Source organism: Marinobacter sp. (assembly GCF_048259445.1).
GTDB lineage: Bacteria > Pseudomonadota > Gammaproteobacteria > Pseudomonadales > Oleiphilaceae > Marinobacter.
This window is the reverse complement of sequence record NZ_JBLXHQ010000011.1, coordinates 1-16572: the sequence shown is the minus strand read 5'-3', so window position 1 is coordinate 16572 and position 16572 is coordinate 1. Positions and strand designations below refer to the sequence as shown.

9 protein-coding genes and 1 other RNA gene are annotated in these 16572 nt (G+C 48.8%); 7 read left to right on the top strand and 3 right to left on the bottom strand.

Annotated features, from left to right (window positions below; genetic code table 11):
- Positions 1 to 101: 101 nt before the first annotated feature.
- The 7 genes from ACN0RL_RS09635 (at position 102) to ACN0RL_RS09605 (ending at position 13953) form a co-directional block, all read left to right on the top strand.
- The gene (locus tag ACN0RL_RS09635; RefSeq protein ID WP_417516123.1) at positions 102 to 3032 is read left to right on the top strand and encodes an SNF2-related protein; all 2931 of its coding nucleotides are present in this window, start codon (positions 102 to 104) and stop codon (positions 3030 to 3032) included.
- Positions 3033 to 3085: 53 nt separating this feature from the next.
- Positions 3086 to 6220, top strand: coding sequence for a site-specific DNA-methyltransferase (locus tag ACN0RL_RS09630; protein ID WP_417516121.1), 3135 nt, complete (start codon positions 3086 to 3088; stop codon positions 6218 to 6220).
- The gene (locus ACN0RL_RS09625) at positions 6220 to 7311 is read left to right on the top strand and encodes a virulence RhuM family protein (protein WP_417516119.1); all 1092 of its coding nucleotides are present in this window, start codon (positions 6220 to 6222) and stop codon (positions 7309 to 7311) included. The genes ACN0RL_RS09630 and ACN0RL_RS09625 overlap by 1 nt, the downstream gene beginning before the upstream one ends.
- Entirely contained in the window at positions 7308 to 10649 is a 3342-nt protein-coding gene (locus tag ACN0RL_RS09620) for a DEAD/DEAH box helicase family protein (protein WP_417516117.1), read from the top strand. The genes ACN0RL_RS09625 and ACN0RL_RS09620 overlap by 4 nt, the downstream gene beginning before the upstream one ends.
- 269 nt (positions 10650 to 10918) lie before the next feature.
- Positions 10919 to 11146 carry a helix-turn-helix transcriptional regulator gene (locus ACN0RL_RS09615; protein ID WP_417516115.1) on the top strand — a complete coding sequence of 76 codons (228 nt, stop codon included), beginning with the start codon at positions 10919 to 10921 and terminating at the stop codon, positions 11144 to 11146.
- Complete coding sequence (locus tag ACN0RL_RS09610) at positions 11143 to 12675, top strand: YfjI family protein (RefSeq protein ID WP_417516113.1); 1533 nt, start codon at positions 11143 to 11145, stop codon at positions 12673 to 12675. Before ACN0RL_RS09615 ends, ACN0RL_RS09610 begins: the two co-directional genes overlap by 4 nt.
- A 213-nt stretch (positions 12676 to 12888) precedes the next feature.
- Positions 12889 to 13953, top strand: coding sequence for a YagK/YfjJ domain-containing protein (locus ACN0RL_RS09605; protein WP_417516357.1), 1065 nt, complete (start codon positions 12889 to 12891; stop codon positions 13951 to 13953).
- 9 nt (positions 13954 to 13962) lie between these two features.
- Here ACN0RL_RS09605 and ACN0RL_RS09600 read toward each other — a convergent pair whose 3' ends face one another.
- The 3 genes from ACN0RL_RS09600 to ssrA form a co-directional block, all read right to left on the bottom strand.
- Positions 13963 to 14991: a hypothetical protein gene (locus ACN0RL_RS09600; protein ID WP_417516111.1), complete on the bottom strand. Its 1029-nt coding sequence runs from the start codon at positions 14989 to 14991 to the stop codon at positions 13963 to 13965.
- 97 nt (positions 14992 to 15088) lie between these two features.
- Entirely contained in the window at positions 15089 to 16288 is a 1200-nt protein-coding gene (locus ACN0RL_RS09595; RefSeq protein ID WP_417516109.1) for a tyrosine-type recombinase/integrase, read from the bottom strand.
- 175 nt (positions 16289 to 16463) lie between these two features.
- Positions 16464 to 16572: a transfer-messenger RNA gene (gene ssrA / locus ACN0RL_RS09590) on the bottom strand; the annotation flags it as partial.

Here is a 16572-nt window from a genome sequence, read left to right as displayed (position 1 = left end):
CCGCATCGGCTTTGGTTTGACGCGAAAAATAGGCAAATGCGCTATCCTCTACCCCAGTTTTTGATCAGTAGCGCCCGTTAGCCAGCCTTTAGGAGTCAGTTTTGATCACCGCGTATCACGCAAAATACTACGCCCATGAACTGACGCGACGGCATGCTGCTGACGGCGTGGATCGATTGTCACAATCACTTTTTGACGCCAGTGTGGACCTTAACCCGCATCAGATTGAGGCTGCGTTGTTTGCCATGCGCAACCCGCTCCAGCAGGGGGTCTTGCTTGCTGATGAAGTAGGCCTGGGCAAAACGATTGAAGCAGCCTTGGTACTTTGCCAACTATGGGCTGAGCGCCGTCGCAAGCTCTTGATCATTGCTCCAGCCAGCTTGCGTAAGCAGTGGGCGCAGGAGTTGTTAGAGAAGTTTGCTGTTCCAACCACAGTTCTGGATGCAGTCGCTCTTCGCAAACAGTCTGCCGGAAGCGCTCTGGACACCCTTCAACGGTTGGCGGGTAAGACCGTCATCATTATGTCTTATCAGTTTGCTGCCAGGCTTGAAGCGGAGTTGCGTGCAGTACCTTGGGACGTAGTAGTTATCGATGAGGCCCATAAGCTACGCAATGCTCACCGACCGAGTAACCGTACCGGCCAGGCTTTGCGACGAGCCTTGGAGGGCCGTAAAAAGCTCCTGCTCACCGCAACACCGCTGCAAAACTCGCTCATGGAGCTGTATGGCCTGTCGACTTTAATTGACGAGCATCTTTTTGGTGATGAAAAAGCGTTCCGCAAACAATACATTAGCAACCCCGATGGGCTCGAGGAGTTGCGCGGTCGGCTGGCTGGTTTTACCCAGCGTACGCTCCGCAAAGATGTACTGGAATACATTCAATACACAGAACGCAAGGCCCTAACTCAGCCGTTTAATCCTACCGATGAAGAGCAAGCTGTTTATGAACGCGTTTCAGCGTTTCTGTTGCGGGAGGAGTCTTATGCGCTGCCTAAGCGACAACGCCACCTAACCGGGTTGATTCTTCGCAAGCTGCTTGCGTCTAGCACTCCTGCCATCCTGGCAACGCTTGCAACTATCTGCGCAAGGCTTGAGCAGATGCTGGTTGATGAAGCGGCTGCAGAAAAAGTTAATTTGCTTGAACAGTGGGTCGAAGATGATGACCTTGAAACTGATTACCTAGAGGAAAGCCAGGAAGAAAGCCACGAGGCCGACGAAGTAGATTCAAAAAACTCAGCGGCGAGTGATCTGGGAATACGAGGGCCAGAGCATAAGAAGCAAACGATACGGCAAGAGCTTGTCGAGCTAAAAGACATAATCGTCCTAGCTCAGGGGCTGAAAAGTGATACCAAAGCCCAGTCATTGCTTACGGCACTTCAGCATGGTTTCAATAACATGGCTGAACTTGGCGCTCCGCGTAAAGCCATTATTTTTACGGAATCCAAGCGTACACAAGAATACCTCTACCAATTTCTGGCATCGAACGGCTATGACGGATCGTTGGCACTGTTCAGCGGAACCAATAACCATCCAGACACCACGGTTATTTATCAGCAATGGCTGATTGAGCATCGGGGCACAGATCGAGTAACGGGCTCGCCACAGGTTGATCGGCGTACCGCTCTGATCGACCATTTCCGGAAGGGCGATGGAACTGGCGCCGACATCATGATTGCCACAGAAGCGGCTGCTGAAGGGGTCAACTTGCAGTTCTGCGCGCTGGTCATCAACTATGACCTGCCCTGGAACCCACAACGGATAGAGCAACGAATTGGCCGCTGCCATCGTTATGGTCAGCGCTATGATGTTGTGGTGATTAACTTCCTCAACACCCGCAATCAGGCCGATCAGCGCGTACTGGAGCTGTTATCTGAGAAGTTCAATCTATTTTCCGGGGTTTTCGGCGCATCGGACGAGGTGCTAGGGCGTATAGAAAGCGGCATCGATTTTGAAAAACGCATTCTCAACATCTATGACACCTGTCGCCACCCCGACGAAATCGAGCATGCTTTCAATGCTCTTCAGGTCGAGCTGGAAGAAGCAATCAACGACCGGATTCAAGACACTCAAAGCCAACTGCTAGAAAACTTTGATGAAGACGTACACGACCGCCTCAAATTACGCCTGGATGAAACCAAAGCACGCCTTGACAGATTAGGCCGCTGGTTCTGGGGAGCAACGCGTTTTGCGTTGGAAAAGCAGGCACGCTTTGACCACGCCAGTTATGCCTTCGCCTTGAAGCAGTCTCCAGCAGGAATTAGCCCACCAATCGCCTCTGGGCGCTACCAGTTGATTCGCGGTGCAGCTCAGCCAGATATGCTTGCCCATGCTTACCGCCTTAGCCATCCGCTAGGCGAATGGGCGTTGGAAACCAGCTTGGCATCTTCTACGCCTGCAGCTCGACTCGTTTTCAATTACAGTGCCCACGGCAGCAAGATCAGCCAAGTGGAAAACATGGTAGGGCAGTCTGGCTGGCTGCGCCTCGACAGACTTGAAGTTACTGCTTTTGAAACTACAGACGCGCTGTTGTTTTCTGGCCTTACCGATGATGGGCGAACACTGGATCAGGAAGCCTGTGAAAAACTAATGGCCGTCGAGGCCCAGAGCTATGCGGAAAAACTGACTGATCAGCCGCCCCTGGAATTAAACGCCAATAGTGATCGCCATATCGCTGCAGCTATTGCCGACATCCTCGACCTCAATCAGCGCCTATTTGATGAAGAACGAGACAAGCTAGAAAAGTGGGCTGATGACAAACTGCTGGCTGCAGAGGAAGCACTGAAAAATACCAAGGCGCGGATTGCTCAACTTAAACGCGACGCCCGCAAGGCAGCAACTCTCCAGGAGCAGGCCGGTATCCAGAAGGAGATTTCAGCGCTGGAAAAACAGCAGCGGCGCCAACGGCAGGAGATTTTTGCCGTAGAGGACGAAATCATTGATAAGCGCGATGAGCTGATCGAATCCCTGCAGCAGCGCCTGCAGGAAAAAACCGAAACCAACACCTTATTCACCCTGCGCTGGCATGTGGTGTAACACCCCAGAAAATATCCAGGGACACAACCTTTAAGGCTTGAATGATGAGCGCAATGAAAAACGCTAAATTCCAGGAACTCGTTGCCAAATTGCGCGAGATTTTCCAGATAGACCGTCCAGAGCTGGATTTTGGCATCTATCGCATTCTCAATGCCCGCGCTGATGAGATTAATGAGTATCTGGAACAACGTTTGCCGGAAAAAGTACAAATCGCTTTGAGCAGCGGCAGTGATGTTCAGCGCGAACAAGTCGCCCGCGAACTGAAAGAAAAGGAAGAGCAGTACTCTGCTGATGGCCTCGATCCGAACAGCGTGCCTAAGGTGCAGGAACTGCGAGAAAAGTTGGCCGCATACAGTGGCGGAGCTTCCGAGCACGAAAATGCCGTCTTTTCGCACCTGCTAACCTTCTTCTCACGCTACTACGATAACGGTGACTTTATTAGTCAGCGCCGTTACAAGGGCGATACCTACGCCATCCCCTATGCCGGTGAAGAAGTGATGCTGCACTGGGCTAACAAAGACCAGTATTACACTAAGAGCGGTGAGAACTTCGCCAATTTCAGCTTTAAGCTGGAAGACGGACGCACAGTACACTTCCGTCTGGTGTCGGCAGATACCGCCAAGGACAACCGCAAGGATAACGACAAAGAGCGTCGGTTTGCATTGGTTCAGCCAAAAGCAGTCATCCGAACTGATGAGCAGGGTGATGAGTATGAAGAAGAATTGATCCCGGTTGAAGAAATCGGCAGCGATGATAGCCAAGAGCTGATTATTCGCTTTGATTATGCGCCCCAGGCCAAAGGCACCAAGCAGGATGCCCTTATCAAACAGGCTGTGGGCGTTGTGCTGGACGATGAAAGTGTTAAAGCCCGCTGGCTGGATCTCGCTAACCGTGCCCCCACTGAAAAGAACCCCCAGCGCACCCTGCTGGAAAAGTACCTGACCGACTACACCACTAAAAATACAGCCGATTACTTCATTCACAAAGATCTGGGTGGCTTTTTACGCCGAGAGCTGGACTTCTACATCAAGAATGAAGTCATGCATCTCGACGACGTGCAGAATGCGGGCACCTTTGCTGACATTGAAAAAAACCTTCGCATGATTCAGTGCCTGCGTGCAATCGCTTTAGAGCTGACTGATTTTCTGGCGCAGTTGGAAGCTTTTCAGAAAAAGCTTTGGTTGAAGAAGAAGTTTGTTGTCTCCAGTCATTATTGCATTACCTTGGATCGGGTGCCGGAAGAGTTGTATCCCGAGATAGCGGCCAATGAAAAACAGTGGCAGGAATGGAAGAAAATAGGAATATGGGATGGTGCCATTCCCGGTACGATTGAAGATCTAAAGTCTGGGTTACACCGGATGCTAGATACTAGTTTGTATGAAGAATCTGTCCAAAATCGTTTGAGCCAATCAATCGATGACTTGGATTCATCAATCGATGGGTTGCTGATTAATAGTGACAATTTTCAAGCTCTGAGCTTTTTAGATGCTCGATATTCGGAAAAATTCGATTGTGTTTACATTGACCCTCCCTATAACACAAACGCTAGCGCTATTTGTTATAAAAACGGATATAAATCGTCCAGCTGGGCGTCCCTAATGCAGTCCCGCCTTGAACTTACTCCAAAGCTGATGACTTCTGGCGGTGTGCTTGTGTCAGCTATCGATGATGCTCAGCAACGAGAGTTAAGTTTTATATTGTCAGGTGTTTTTAATGACAATCTTCTTGGTGTTATCAATGTTCGTTCCAATCCATCAGGGCGCCCAACGCTCACTGGTTATGCGGTTTCTCACGAGTACCTGCTTTTTGCGGGGAAATCGGATGCTTCAAAAATTCAACGGCTGCCGCCTACGGCAGCGCAGCTCGCCCGGTTCAAAGAGTCTGATCAAATTGGAATTTACGAATGGCGTAATTTGCGTCGAGAGGGTTCGGACTCAGATAGAGATAAGCGTCGCGCAATGTACTACCCGATCTATGTGACTGACAAAGAGCTGCGTGTGCCAAAAATGGATTGGCGCGAGGAAACAGAGGAGTGGATCCCCTGTGAAAAACCAGTCTCCGGCGAAGAGGTTGTTTTCCCAGATAATGAAGACAAGGATGAGAAGCGCTGGCGCTGGGAATGGCGAACGGTTGAAGAAAGAAAGTCGGATCTGGCGGTACGAAAAGATCGTTCAGGCAAGAATTATGTTTACTACAAGCGACGTCCTAATGAAGGGGGAGTCGTTTCTGTATCAACATGGGCAGATTCCAAACACTCATCCACGGAGCATGGTTCTGCACTACTCAAGGCACTTTTTGGCGTTAACCCTTTTTCCTATCCAAAGTCTATCCATGCGGTAGTCGATTCGATTTACATTTCAGGCGCATCCGACCCTAATGCCTATATCTTGGACTACTTCGGCGGATCGGGGACAACGGCGCATGCAGTAATAAATCTCAACAGAAGAGATGGAGGGCATCGGCGATATGTGATTGCTGAGCAAGGCGAGTACTTTGATGCTGTACTGAAACCAAGGTTGCAGAAAGTTGTTTTCTCTGAGGAGTGGGTGAATGGAAAACCCATCGCTCCTGATACAGCCGTTTCTCACTGCTTTAAAGTCCTCAAACTAGAGAGCTACGAAGACACCCTGAACAACCTGCAGCTGCGCCGGGATGCAATGCAGGGCCAGACCTTCGAAATGCTGGAACAATCAGCCAAAGATGACTACCTGTTGCACTACATGCTGGATGTGGAAAGCAGAGGTTCACTTTTATCGGTCGAAGATTTCAAAAAACCCTTTGATTACACCATGAATATTGCCGCCGATTCATCCGGTGCTCATGAACGCACAAAGGTTGATCTGGTAGAAACCTTCAATTACCTGATTGGCCTGCGGGTAAAGCACATGGATGCCCAGCCGCAACGCGGCTTCGTTACCGTTACTGGCACTCTGCCCAGTGGTGAGAGTTGCCTGGTGTTGTGGCGCGATTGCGATGTTCTGGATTATGAAGGCGTTGCCCGTTTGTGCGACAAGTTGGCCATCAATCCAGCCGACAATGAATTCGATGTGGTGTATATCAACGGGGATCATAACATCCCGACCGTGTTGACCCAGACTGAAGAAGAAGGCGGTGCTACTCGTGTCCTGAAGTTGCGTCAAATCGAGCCCGAGTTTCTGGAGCGCATGTTCTCCGTGGAGGATGTGTAATGGCTGATCAAGAACCTGCATCGCTTTTAGGTCCGGACATGGCGGGTGAGTTGGTTATCTACCCTGGGAAGGATGGGCGCCTGCGCGTAGAAGCGCGGCTTTATGATGAGAGCCTATGGCTAACACAGAAACAAATGGCTGAGTTGTTTGGCGTTGACGTCCGAACTATCAGTGAGCACCTAAAAAATATATTTCAAGACAATGAGTTGCAGGAAGAAGCAGTTATCCGGAAATTCCGGATAACTGCTTCTGATGGTAAACGGTACCTAACGGGCTTCTACCATCTGGATGCGATCATTTCTGTGGGCTACAGGGTGAGCTCGGTACGCGCCACCCAGTTTCGCCAGTGGGCCACTCAGGTTTTGCGAGAGTACATCGTCAAAGGTTTCGCGATGGACGATGAGCGCCTCAAGAATCCGCCGGTGGCTGGATCTGGAGTACCTGACAGCTTTGACGAACTGCTGGAACGTATCCGCGATATTCGCGCAAGCGAACGGCGAATGTACTTGCGGGTGCGTGAGATCTTTGCTTTGGCAGCGGACTACCAGCTGTCGCTGAAGGAAACCACGCGCTTCTTTCAAACCATGCAAAACAAACTGCACTTTGCAGTCGCCGGTATGACCGCGCCGGAAATAATCGCCGGCCGCATTAATCACTTGATGCCCAATGCAGGGCTTACCAGCTGGGCGGGTGACGAGGTGCGCAAGCGAGACGTCACGGTGGCCAAGAATTATCTGAGTGAGGACGAGATCCGTGAGCTGAACCGCATCATCACCATGTGGCTGGATTTTGCTGAGGATCAGGCAGAACGTCGCAAGCAGGTTTTCATGGCTGATTGGCAGCAGAAGCTGGACGATTTTCTGAAGTTTAACGACCGCCAGGTTCTGCCGGATGCAGGCAAGCGCACCCGTAAGCAAGCGGATGCTATCGCCCATGCCGAGTTCGAGAAATTCGCAGTACGTCGTCGCGAGGAGAAAGAAACGCTTGGCGCCATTGAGAACATCCGTGAGTTAGAGTCCGCAGCTCGAATGCTGGAAAGCAAGCCCGGTAAAGTCAAAAAGCCGAGCAAGCCTGAGGGGGATGCGGAGTGAGCAAGAAAAAACAGAAGCGCAGCTTCCACCAGGAACTGGTACTTAATCGCTGGATGTTGACGTTCTTCAATACCGAAAAGCTGGCTGATTTGAAGCTACGTTTGGGCGAAGACCGGCATGAGGGCATTGGAGAAGATGGTCAGAGCAAGTTTTTTCATGAGCTGATGCACGGTCTGTTCAATCCCAACTTGATTGCCGAATCGGATCTGCGCCGATATGACTTGAACATTGTGAGCTTTTGGCAGGCCATTACTAAAGAGCGAAACAAGCTGGAAGGCCACGAACTTCAGATGAAGTACTTTCAGTATTTGTCGCTGTTGTTCAGCGAGATTTACCTGGACTGGTACTTCAACAAACGACAGGCTCTGCTTGATGGAGTGAACGAGCAAATGGCTCTTTACCGGGAGGAGCAGGGCGCAGAACCTTTCCGGGACTTTGTAGTCGATGAGCTAAACAAGGTGGCGTTTTGGAATGCTACGGGTAGTGGAAAAACACTGCTGTTACACGTCAACATCAAGCAATACTTGCACTACTTTCAGGCTGGCCACCCAAGCAGTCATCCGGACAAGATTATTCTGCTGACTCCCAATGAGGGGCTGTCACGGCAGCACCTGGAAGAGCTCAAGTTGTCTGGATTCCCAGCGCAGCACTTCAATAAAAATCAAACGATGAAATACCCCGGCATGGTTGAGGTCATCGACATCAATAAGCTAGGCGACGAAATGGGCGATAAAACCGTCGCGGTGGAAGCGTTTGAGGGCAATAATTTAGTTCTGGTGGACGAGGGCCACAGGGGTACAGGTAAAGATGCCACGGCATGGATGCGGCGCCGTAATGCTCTGGTGCAGGGGGGCTTTGCGTTTGAGTATTCTGCTACCTTTGGGCAGGCCGTTGCCAAAGGTTACACCGTAGAGATGGCAGAGCTGGAGATCCAGAAAAAGCGCGCCAAGATGCTGTTTGGGACGACCAACCTGAAAAAACTGGATGAAGACCAATTCGCACAACTCGCACTGAGCGCTGAAGAGCGACGTCTTGCCCGTGTAACGGCTACTCGAGAAAACTACGCCAAGTGCATTCTGTTCGATTATTCCTACAAGTACTTCTATGAAGATGGTTACGGCAAAGAGTCCCTGATTCTCAATATGAACGGAGACGCCTACGAGCACGAGGATAATGCGGCCAAGTATTTCACCGCTTGTTTGTTGGCCTTCTATCAACAGCTCTGGCTGTGGAGTACCCATCGCGACAAGTTGAGCGATTTCAACATAGAGAAACCGTTGTGGGTGTTTGTGGGCAACACCGTGTCCGGTGAGGAATCCGATATTCTGGAAGTAGTGAAGTTCCTGGCTGACTTCCTGAATAACGATGCGCAGATTAAAGTCTGGTTGGCTGATTTGGTCGCCGATAAAGCCCAGATTCTGGATGCCAAAGGAAACAATATTTTCAGTGGGCGCTTTACGCCCCTTATGGGCTTTGTGGGCAACGTTGACGCTCTCTATGCCGACATTCTGCAGCGGGTTTTTAATGCCCGAGCTCGACAGCGGCTGAAGCTGGTTAATATCAAGAGCAGCAAAGGTGAGTTGGCGTTGCGTGTTGGTGATGCCGAGCCATTTGGACTGATCAATATCGGGGATGACGGTAAGCTTTTTAGTCAGGCGGAGGATGTGGGGGCATTCGACAGCGAGCGCGATGACTTCGGCGGCGCTTTATTTGGAACGCTTAACAATAAGAGCAGTCAGCTCAACGTGTTGGTCGGTTCACGAAAATTCACCGAAGGCTGGAGTAGCTGGCGAGTGTCTACCATGGGCCTGTTGAACATGGGGCAGGGCGAAGGCTCTCAGATCATCCAGTTGTTTGGTCGCGGTGTGCGTCTTAAAGGGAAGGGCTTCTCGTTAAAGCGCACCACTCCGCAGGAGCGCCCGAAAGGAACACATCTGGAGAAACTGGAAACGCTCAATGTTTTCGGTGTGCGTGCCAGCTATATGGCCGCGTTCAAAGACTACTTGCGCGAGGAGGGGGTTACGCCCAGTGATGAGATTTTAGAGCTGGACTTCCCTACACGAGCCAACCTGCCAGTTAGCAAGCTAAAGACTTTGGCCTTGAAAGACGGCTACAAAGATAACCAAAAGCAGGGTTTCAAACGCACGCATTATCCCTGGCTGTATGAGATTCCAACGGAGTTCAAGAACAAGATCAAACGGCCCCATGTGATTCTCGACCTGTATCCCCGTGTTGAAGCACTGAGCACAGAGCGCACCCAAGGCTCTTCAAATGCGGCCGAAGCACGGCACCGGGGCCAGCTGAACGCTGATCTGTTTACCCTATTTAACTGGGATCGGATTTATTTGGCTTTGCAGGAATACAAAATTCAGCGCAGCTGGAGCAATCTGCGATTGGACCGCCGGAAGCTTATCGACTTCTGTTCAGGCCCAGCTGACTGGTACACGCTGTTTATTCCGGCAGTTGAATTAACGGTGCGTCGCTTTAGTGATGTCAGTAAACAGGAAGATGTCCTGATTCGCTTACTGATTGATTACACCGACCGTTTTTATAATGCTTTGAAAAAGGGCTATGAAGGCCAGTTCTACGATATTGCCCATATCGACGAAGACCACGGCTCAATGCTCAAGCTTTATCAATTCGAAATAGACAACACTGATGATGGGCTGGCGTACCTCAAAAAACTGGAAGTGCTGAAGCAGTTAGTAGCCGATGGCAAGATCGGTGAGGCCAGCCAGTGGAATGCGCCTCACATGGTCGCTATCAGTTTTGATCGCCACTTGTACTATCCACTGCTGGCACCGGAGGATAAAGACTCAGTGCCTTTGAAAATGCGTCCTCTGGGCTTTGACGCGCCCAGCGAATGGCAGTTTGTCCAGGATCTCCAGAAATTCTATCGGTCGCCAGAAGGCAAGGGAATGATTGGTTCGCGCAGTCTGTACCTGTTGCGTAATGCCGATAGCGAAAAGAAGGGCCTAGGCTTTGCGCTGGCAGGCAACTTCTACCCGGATTTCCTTTTGTGGTTGGTGGACGAGGCGACAGGGCAGCAATGGCTTTCTTTCGTTGATCCTAAAGGGTTGCGCAATCTGGATCTGTCGCATCCAAAGCTTGGCTTATACAAGGAGGTAAAAACGCTGGAACAAACCCTTGCCGACCAGGCCAAACCCGGCGAGCCAGCTTTGGTTCTGAATGCTTTTGTGCTGTCACCGACCAAGTTTTCGGATTTGCTCAACGTGGGTGATCCTACCCAGAAAGCTGAGCTGGAGAACCGGCATGTGTTGTTCATGGAAGATGGCGGCCAGGCATACCTCAATAAGCTTTTCACCAAGCTGCATTAACGAGTAATGGTAGTCGGTTGGGCGTGGGCTCAATGACTGACCACATCTCTTGCCAAGGCAATCCGGATCTTATGTCATCTTGTATGGCTCCCTGCTATACCTGCTACGAATAGCAGGTATAGCTTGCGCCCAGCCTACCACCATGCTTTTACAATGAATTTAATCCCCCCAAAAAAAGCTAACGTGAGTAATCGTTAGCCTCACGTTCTGTACCCTCTTCAAGTTGTTCTTTTAGGATAAATGCTCTGGCACTTACCGAGGAGCAAATAATGCCTGATTCAAAACGAGCAACTGTAACCATTCTCCGGCTGAAAAACGTCATGACACGAACAGGACTATCGCGATCCACAATCTACGCCAAGCTTGACCCAAGAGCTAAACAGCATGATCCCTCATTTCCAAAACAGGTTCGCCTGGGCGGCGGCGCTGTTGGTTGGGTGGAATCGGAGTTAAATGAATGGCTTGAGGCCTGCGTTTCGACATCGAGAGTTGGATGATGGTGCATAATAATTACCACGGCGGGCCAGCGCAGCGTTGGGCTGGTGGAGGGTTTCAGTGCGTCTCTCTGCCACCTCAAAATGTTGTATTTCCATATTTGGTGAATGCTCCGCTCATTTCCTCTGCTGCGGCGGAAATTGAGCATAACATCCAAGCGCCTAAGCCGATGATTTATAGCTGCATATTTGGGGCTATCTCACTAGTTCAGCAAGGCTTGATTGATGTTCGCTTGCCAATTGGCCAGGTTGTGCCTACATCACAAATGTACTTAACAATTGGAGATTCGGGGGAACGAAAAACCGCAGTAGAAAGTAGTGTTCTAGCTGAGATCTACAGGTTTCAAAAGCGGCAAAAATATGAGTTCACGCAAAATTTGCGAGCTTGGAAGGTTGAGCACGATCTCTGGAGAGCTGAGCGAAAAGCAATTATAAAAAGTGCTGTAAACAAGGGGGCAGGTGAAGCCCTCTCGGATTTAAGCCGACAGCAATTGCTAGAGCATGAAAATTCTGAGCCAAAAAAACCCAGGGAATTTAAGATTATTTATGACGACTCCACATCTGAAGCGCTGTTCTACGGACTTTATCAAAACCTACCGGCAGCCGGGCTGATTTCAAGCGAGGGCGGTGGCGTTCTAGCAGGTCGAGCATTTAATGACCTAGCAAAACAAAACGCCATCTGGAGTGGTGACACAATAACTGTAGATCGAGCGACACGAGAAAGTTTTGATCTTGTTGATCGGCGGCTAACAGTCATGCTCATGGTCCAGAATAGTGCCTTTGAAGCGTATATGGATCGTCGCGGGGAGGCTACAAGAGGATCTGGCCTATGGGCACGGTTTCTAGTCTCCCGGCCAGAGTCTACCCAAGGGAATCGATTTGTTCGAAATGGCTCACCAGCGGCGGAGAAACAAGAACTATTTAATAGCCGTATGAACGAGCTGCTAAACCAGGTTGTCGGTTTGCTGGAAGCTCCGGAATCAGAGAAGCAGGTGCTGCATTTTAGCCCTGACGCATCAAATCTATGGACGGACATTGCAAACGAAATAGAGGTCCAGATCAGGCCAGGTGGCCGGTTTGAGAATGCGGGAGATCACGCGTCAAAGCTGCCGAATAATATTGCCCGCTTAGCAGCAAGCATCCATTGGTTCGAAGGTTATGAAGGGGATATATCGAAGGAAGTGCTTAACATGGCTATCGACATTGGCTTCTGGTATTCCGACGAATATCTTGGGATATTTTTGCCACCTCCAAGACATATAGTTGATGCTCAGGAGCTAAGAAACTGGTTGGACAGTGTACGAATGGGTAATCAGCGGTACATTCGTAAAAACCATATCCGGCAGTATGGCCCAGGCCGCATTCGAAACAAAGTCAGGCTAAATGATGCCCTCGACATTCTGAAGATGGAGGGGCAGGTTTCAATTTTTACTGCGCAGAATGTTACTTGTGTGGATTTATTTCCAGGAGATCCATATAACGCTGCTGCAGCTCAAGTGGCCATTTTTGGACAGGTGATTTATCAAAATTAATGGTTTGTTGCCACTAACTTATATTCGTGGGTGGCTGAGTTTTCCGTTAATTGAAGTTGTTTTTCGGGGTTGCAAGTTAATTGGTTGTGATTTTTATTTTGTATTATTATTTAATTGGTGTTATGTGTTGTAGTGATGAGTGAGTGATAGACGAATAACACATTGATATAATTATAATGGTAAGTTATTAATGGTCGAGTGGTTAGAGTAGTGATGGAGAGCCAAAGCGGAGTAGAGGGTGTTGATGATAATGCTGAAATAGATGATAGAGCATTAACAGTAGAAGATGACCTAATAAAAAGATTGAAACGGATAGATAGGGTAGTTAAATCTGTTGTTGAATGTGATGAAGATTTATTCTATGTCAGGCTCAGAGGTGGAAAGCCTACTTTAGGATCTTTGCGGCTTGGTAAAGCGCTAATTTCAGTACTTGTTGTAGGTGAGTATGAGTATAGCTACTATTTTCCATTACACAATGTAAGTCCATATGCGGATCTGTTGTTTAGGTGTGTTGAGAGATTAGAGGATCCCTTTCTTCCATATATGATTAATAATCTGTTAGCCCACGAAATAGGTAGGGCAGTATGTTTTCTGAACGAATTGGTTGACGACATTAAGTCAGAAGCCCATTCAACTAAATTCAAGAAGACAATAAGGCGCTTTGATAAGGCGGCGAGGAAGAGGTCGAAAAGTCTTAGTCAATACGTTGAAGCACTTTTCAATAAACACTCAAGATTGCTTGTAGTGCGTGTAGACTTATCGTATAGGTCAGAATATTTTCAGACTGAGGAACTTCGGGAGAAGGTAAAGCAGGTTAAAAATGATTGGTCGAAAATGCAAAGGGATCTTTACCAAGGAATACCTGTTCCTGGAATGCTTGGTTTTGCATGCAAGCTGGAGTATGGGCATTTAAAGGGTTTCCATTTTCACCTTTTGGTTTTTTATGACGGAGCAAAGTATCGTAAGGATATTGTTCTAGCTAAGTTGATCGGAAAGCACTGGGCTGAGGTCATAACGAACGGCAGAGGGACGTATTATAATTGCAATAAGAACAAGGGCAAGTACAGGAGACTCGGTATTGGAGTGATAAATCACTTTGATTCTGAGAAGGTTTCCAACCTCAAAGGATATGTCTCTGAATACTTGGTGAAGGTAGACTATTGGGTCAGGCTGTTACCGGAGTGCGGAAGAGTTTTTTTTAGAGGAAACATGCCAAAGATGAAAAGCCTTAGGAGGGGACGGCCTAGAGGATCGTTTAAGACTACGAGCAATATCTGATTTCAGTATTTAAGTTCTTTTTTTTGGGCGGATGAAACTTGATACGGCTCCAGCTAGTTTAGCCGTAAAACCTTGAGCATTTAATTCCTCAATAATATCTTTTCGGCTACGATATTTCCTTCTAGGAATGTGGAAGTTAGCTTCTTGCCAGCAATCTTGTGCTAATTCATTTATTATTATTAGTGCAGTAGATGCGTAATCGTTGTATTTGCTTCTAATTTCGGGTTTGACTTTATATTTACTAGGAGCGTCACGGTAAAAGCTGTCTGGCATAATTGCGTATACAGCCTGATTAATGACATCGTCTCCGAGACGGAATTCGCTCCATTTTTCCATAAACCATGCGTGTATCCGTTTACGGTCTGGATCAACAGAATTAGAAAAGAAAAATGTTGAAGCCTCATTCAGATCGAGGAGCATTGACGACATCCATTCCTGTGCTTCGAGTTTTCCCAGTTCACGTGTTGCAATTTGTGCAATCCTTGATAATTCTTCAGCGCGAATAAGTAAACTTTCGAGTGTAATAGGTATTGGCTTTTTAATTGGTTGAGTAGTTTTTTCTTGAAAATCTTCTGAAAATATTTCATTTTTTTGATATGTTAAGAAGTTAGCGTCGGTAGCGAATTCGAACAGTGCTTCAGGGTAATTTAACTTGTAAGCCTCCATGTCCATTAAATCTACGCTGCCGTCGTTGCTCATTTTTCCTACTGCAGTAAAGCTGCCTTTCAGAATATTTTCTCTATAGATTAGCGGTAGGCATTCAGATGAATCGAGGGATAAGAACTGGATCTTACTGCTGACAAGTGTGGGACGCCAGGATGCGGCGGTTCGTTTAAGCTGAATGTTTGTAAGCCTAAAAATGTCATATGTAGAGAAGGCTCTGATTATTGCGACTTCAGTATCGGCTGGTATGTTAATTAAAAAGGTACAGTTTTCTTTTTGAGCCTGTTGAAAAAAAGTGCTACTTGATACAGACAACTCGTTGATCGCACGGGTAACTGACAAAAGGGTGTGGCTATTTTTGTTGGTGTAAAGCATGTTTGATCAGCGTTTCAATTTTGTCAGTAGGATCACGATGTGAGCGTGATGAATGAAATTCCGGAGGCATAACTCTAAAACTATTAGCTTCGCTATGCTAAGCATTTGACAAAAGCTTAGTCAGGTAGTCAGCCCAAGCTTGCATCATATTTTGCCGATCTTCAAGAAACTCAGTCCGGTTATAGGCGCGCCCATGCATGTCTGCAACACGGTGCGCTAGCTGCATCTCAATCAGGTGAACAGGGTATTTGAGTTCCTCTTGCAGCAGGGTTCTGGCCATAGCCCGGAACCCATGAGCAGTCATTTTTCCACCGTACCCCATCCGATCCAGGGCGGCCTTGATTGCCACATTGCTCATCGGGCGTTTGGCATCCCTGGCGTTGGGGAACACATACGGGCTGCGGTGTCTGGTGACGGGTTCGACTTCTTCCAATATGGCAATTGCTTGGCGTGATAAAGGCACCATCAAGGGTGCACCGTTTTTAGTCGTCGGAAGTTCCCATAGGGCTTTGTCGAAATCAATCTGCTCCCAGAGCATCTGCCGCGTATCACCTGGTCGAGTGAATACCAATGGAGAGATTCTCAAGGCGGCTGACGTGGCAAAGTGCCCCTGGTATGCCTCAATGTCCTTCAGCAGGCGTGAGACCTCGTCAGGTCGAACCAGTGCATGTTGGTGCTTTACTTGGGTCTTGGGCAGGTAACCGGTCAAATCCCGGGTTGCGTCAGAGTCTACTCGCGATGTTGCCACTGCGTACCGGAATACCAGGCTTATGAGTGTTTTAACCCTGTGTGCGGTTTCAACGTTTCCCTTTTTAACGATCTTGTCCAGTACTTGCAGGATATCGGCAGGCAGGATCGAGCGAATGGGGCGCCTGGCAAGCAGAGGGAACGTATAGATTTCCAGTCTTCGCCAGTTGCGCACTGCGTGTGACTCAGTAACTTCTGCAGAGTGTTTCTGCTGGTACCAGTCCTCACAGAGGGAGCGAAAGGTGTTCTCGCCATCGGATACTCGCTGAGCAGACTCTTGCTTTCGGTGGGCGCTGGGGTCGATGTTGTCATTAAGCAGTCCTTTGGCTACATCACGAGCTTTACGCGCATCCGCAAGAGTAACTTGTGGGTAACTGCCCAGTGAGAGGGTCTTTTCGTTACCCGCAAAACGGTACCGAAACCACCAATATTTGTACTCACCTTTGATGACCAGATTGAGGCCGCCACCATCTGTGAGTTTCCGTATCTCCCCGGAACCCTTAGCATTTTTCACTTCGTTGGCGGAGAGTTTGTTGAGTTGCCGGGCCATGGGTGTCCAGTTTGTGGGTAACGAGAAGTGGAGATGTGCTGTTACCCACAATGTTACCCACAAGTTTGCGTGGATGCCAATGGATCAATATGGATGTGATAGACATAAAAAAGCCCCGTTTCCGGGGCTTTGGGGCGTTTCACTGGGTCTCGCTGGACCCCCTGAAACTCTTGGTTGGTGGAGACGGCGGGAATTGAACCCGCGTCCGCCAGCACTGTGCCTTGAGATCTACATGCTTGTGTCCTTCTATTGATTTAACCTCTTGCGACCCGAAGGCCAGGGTG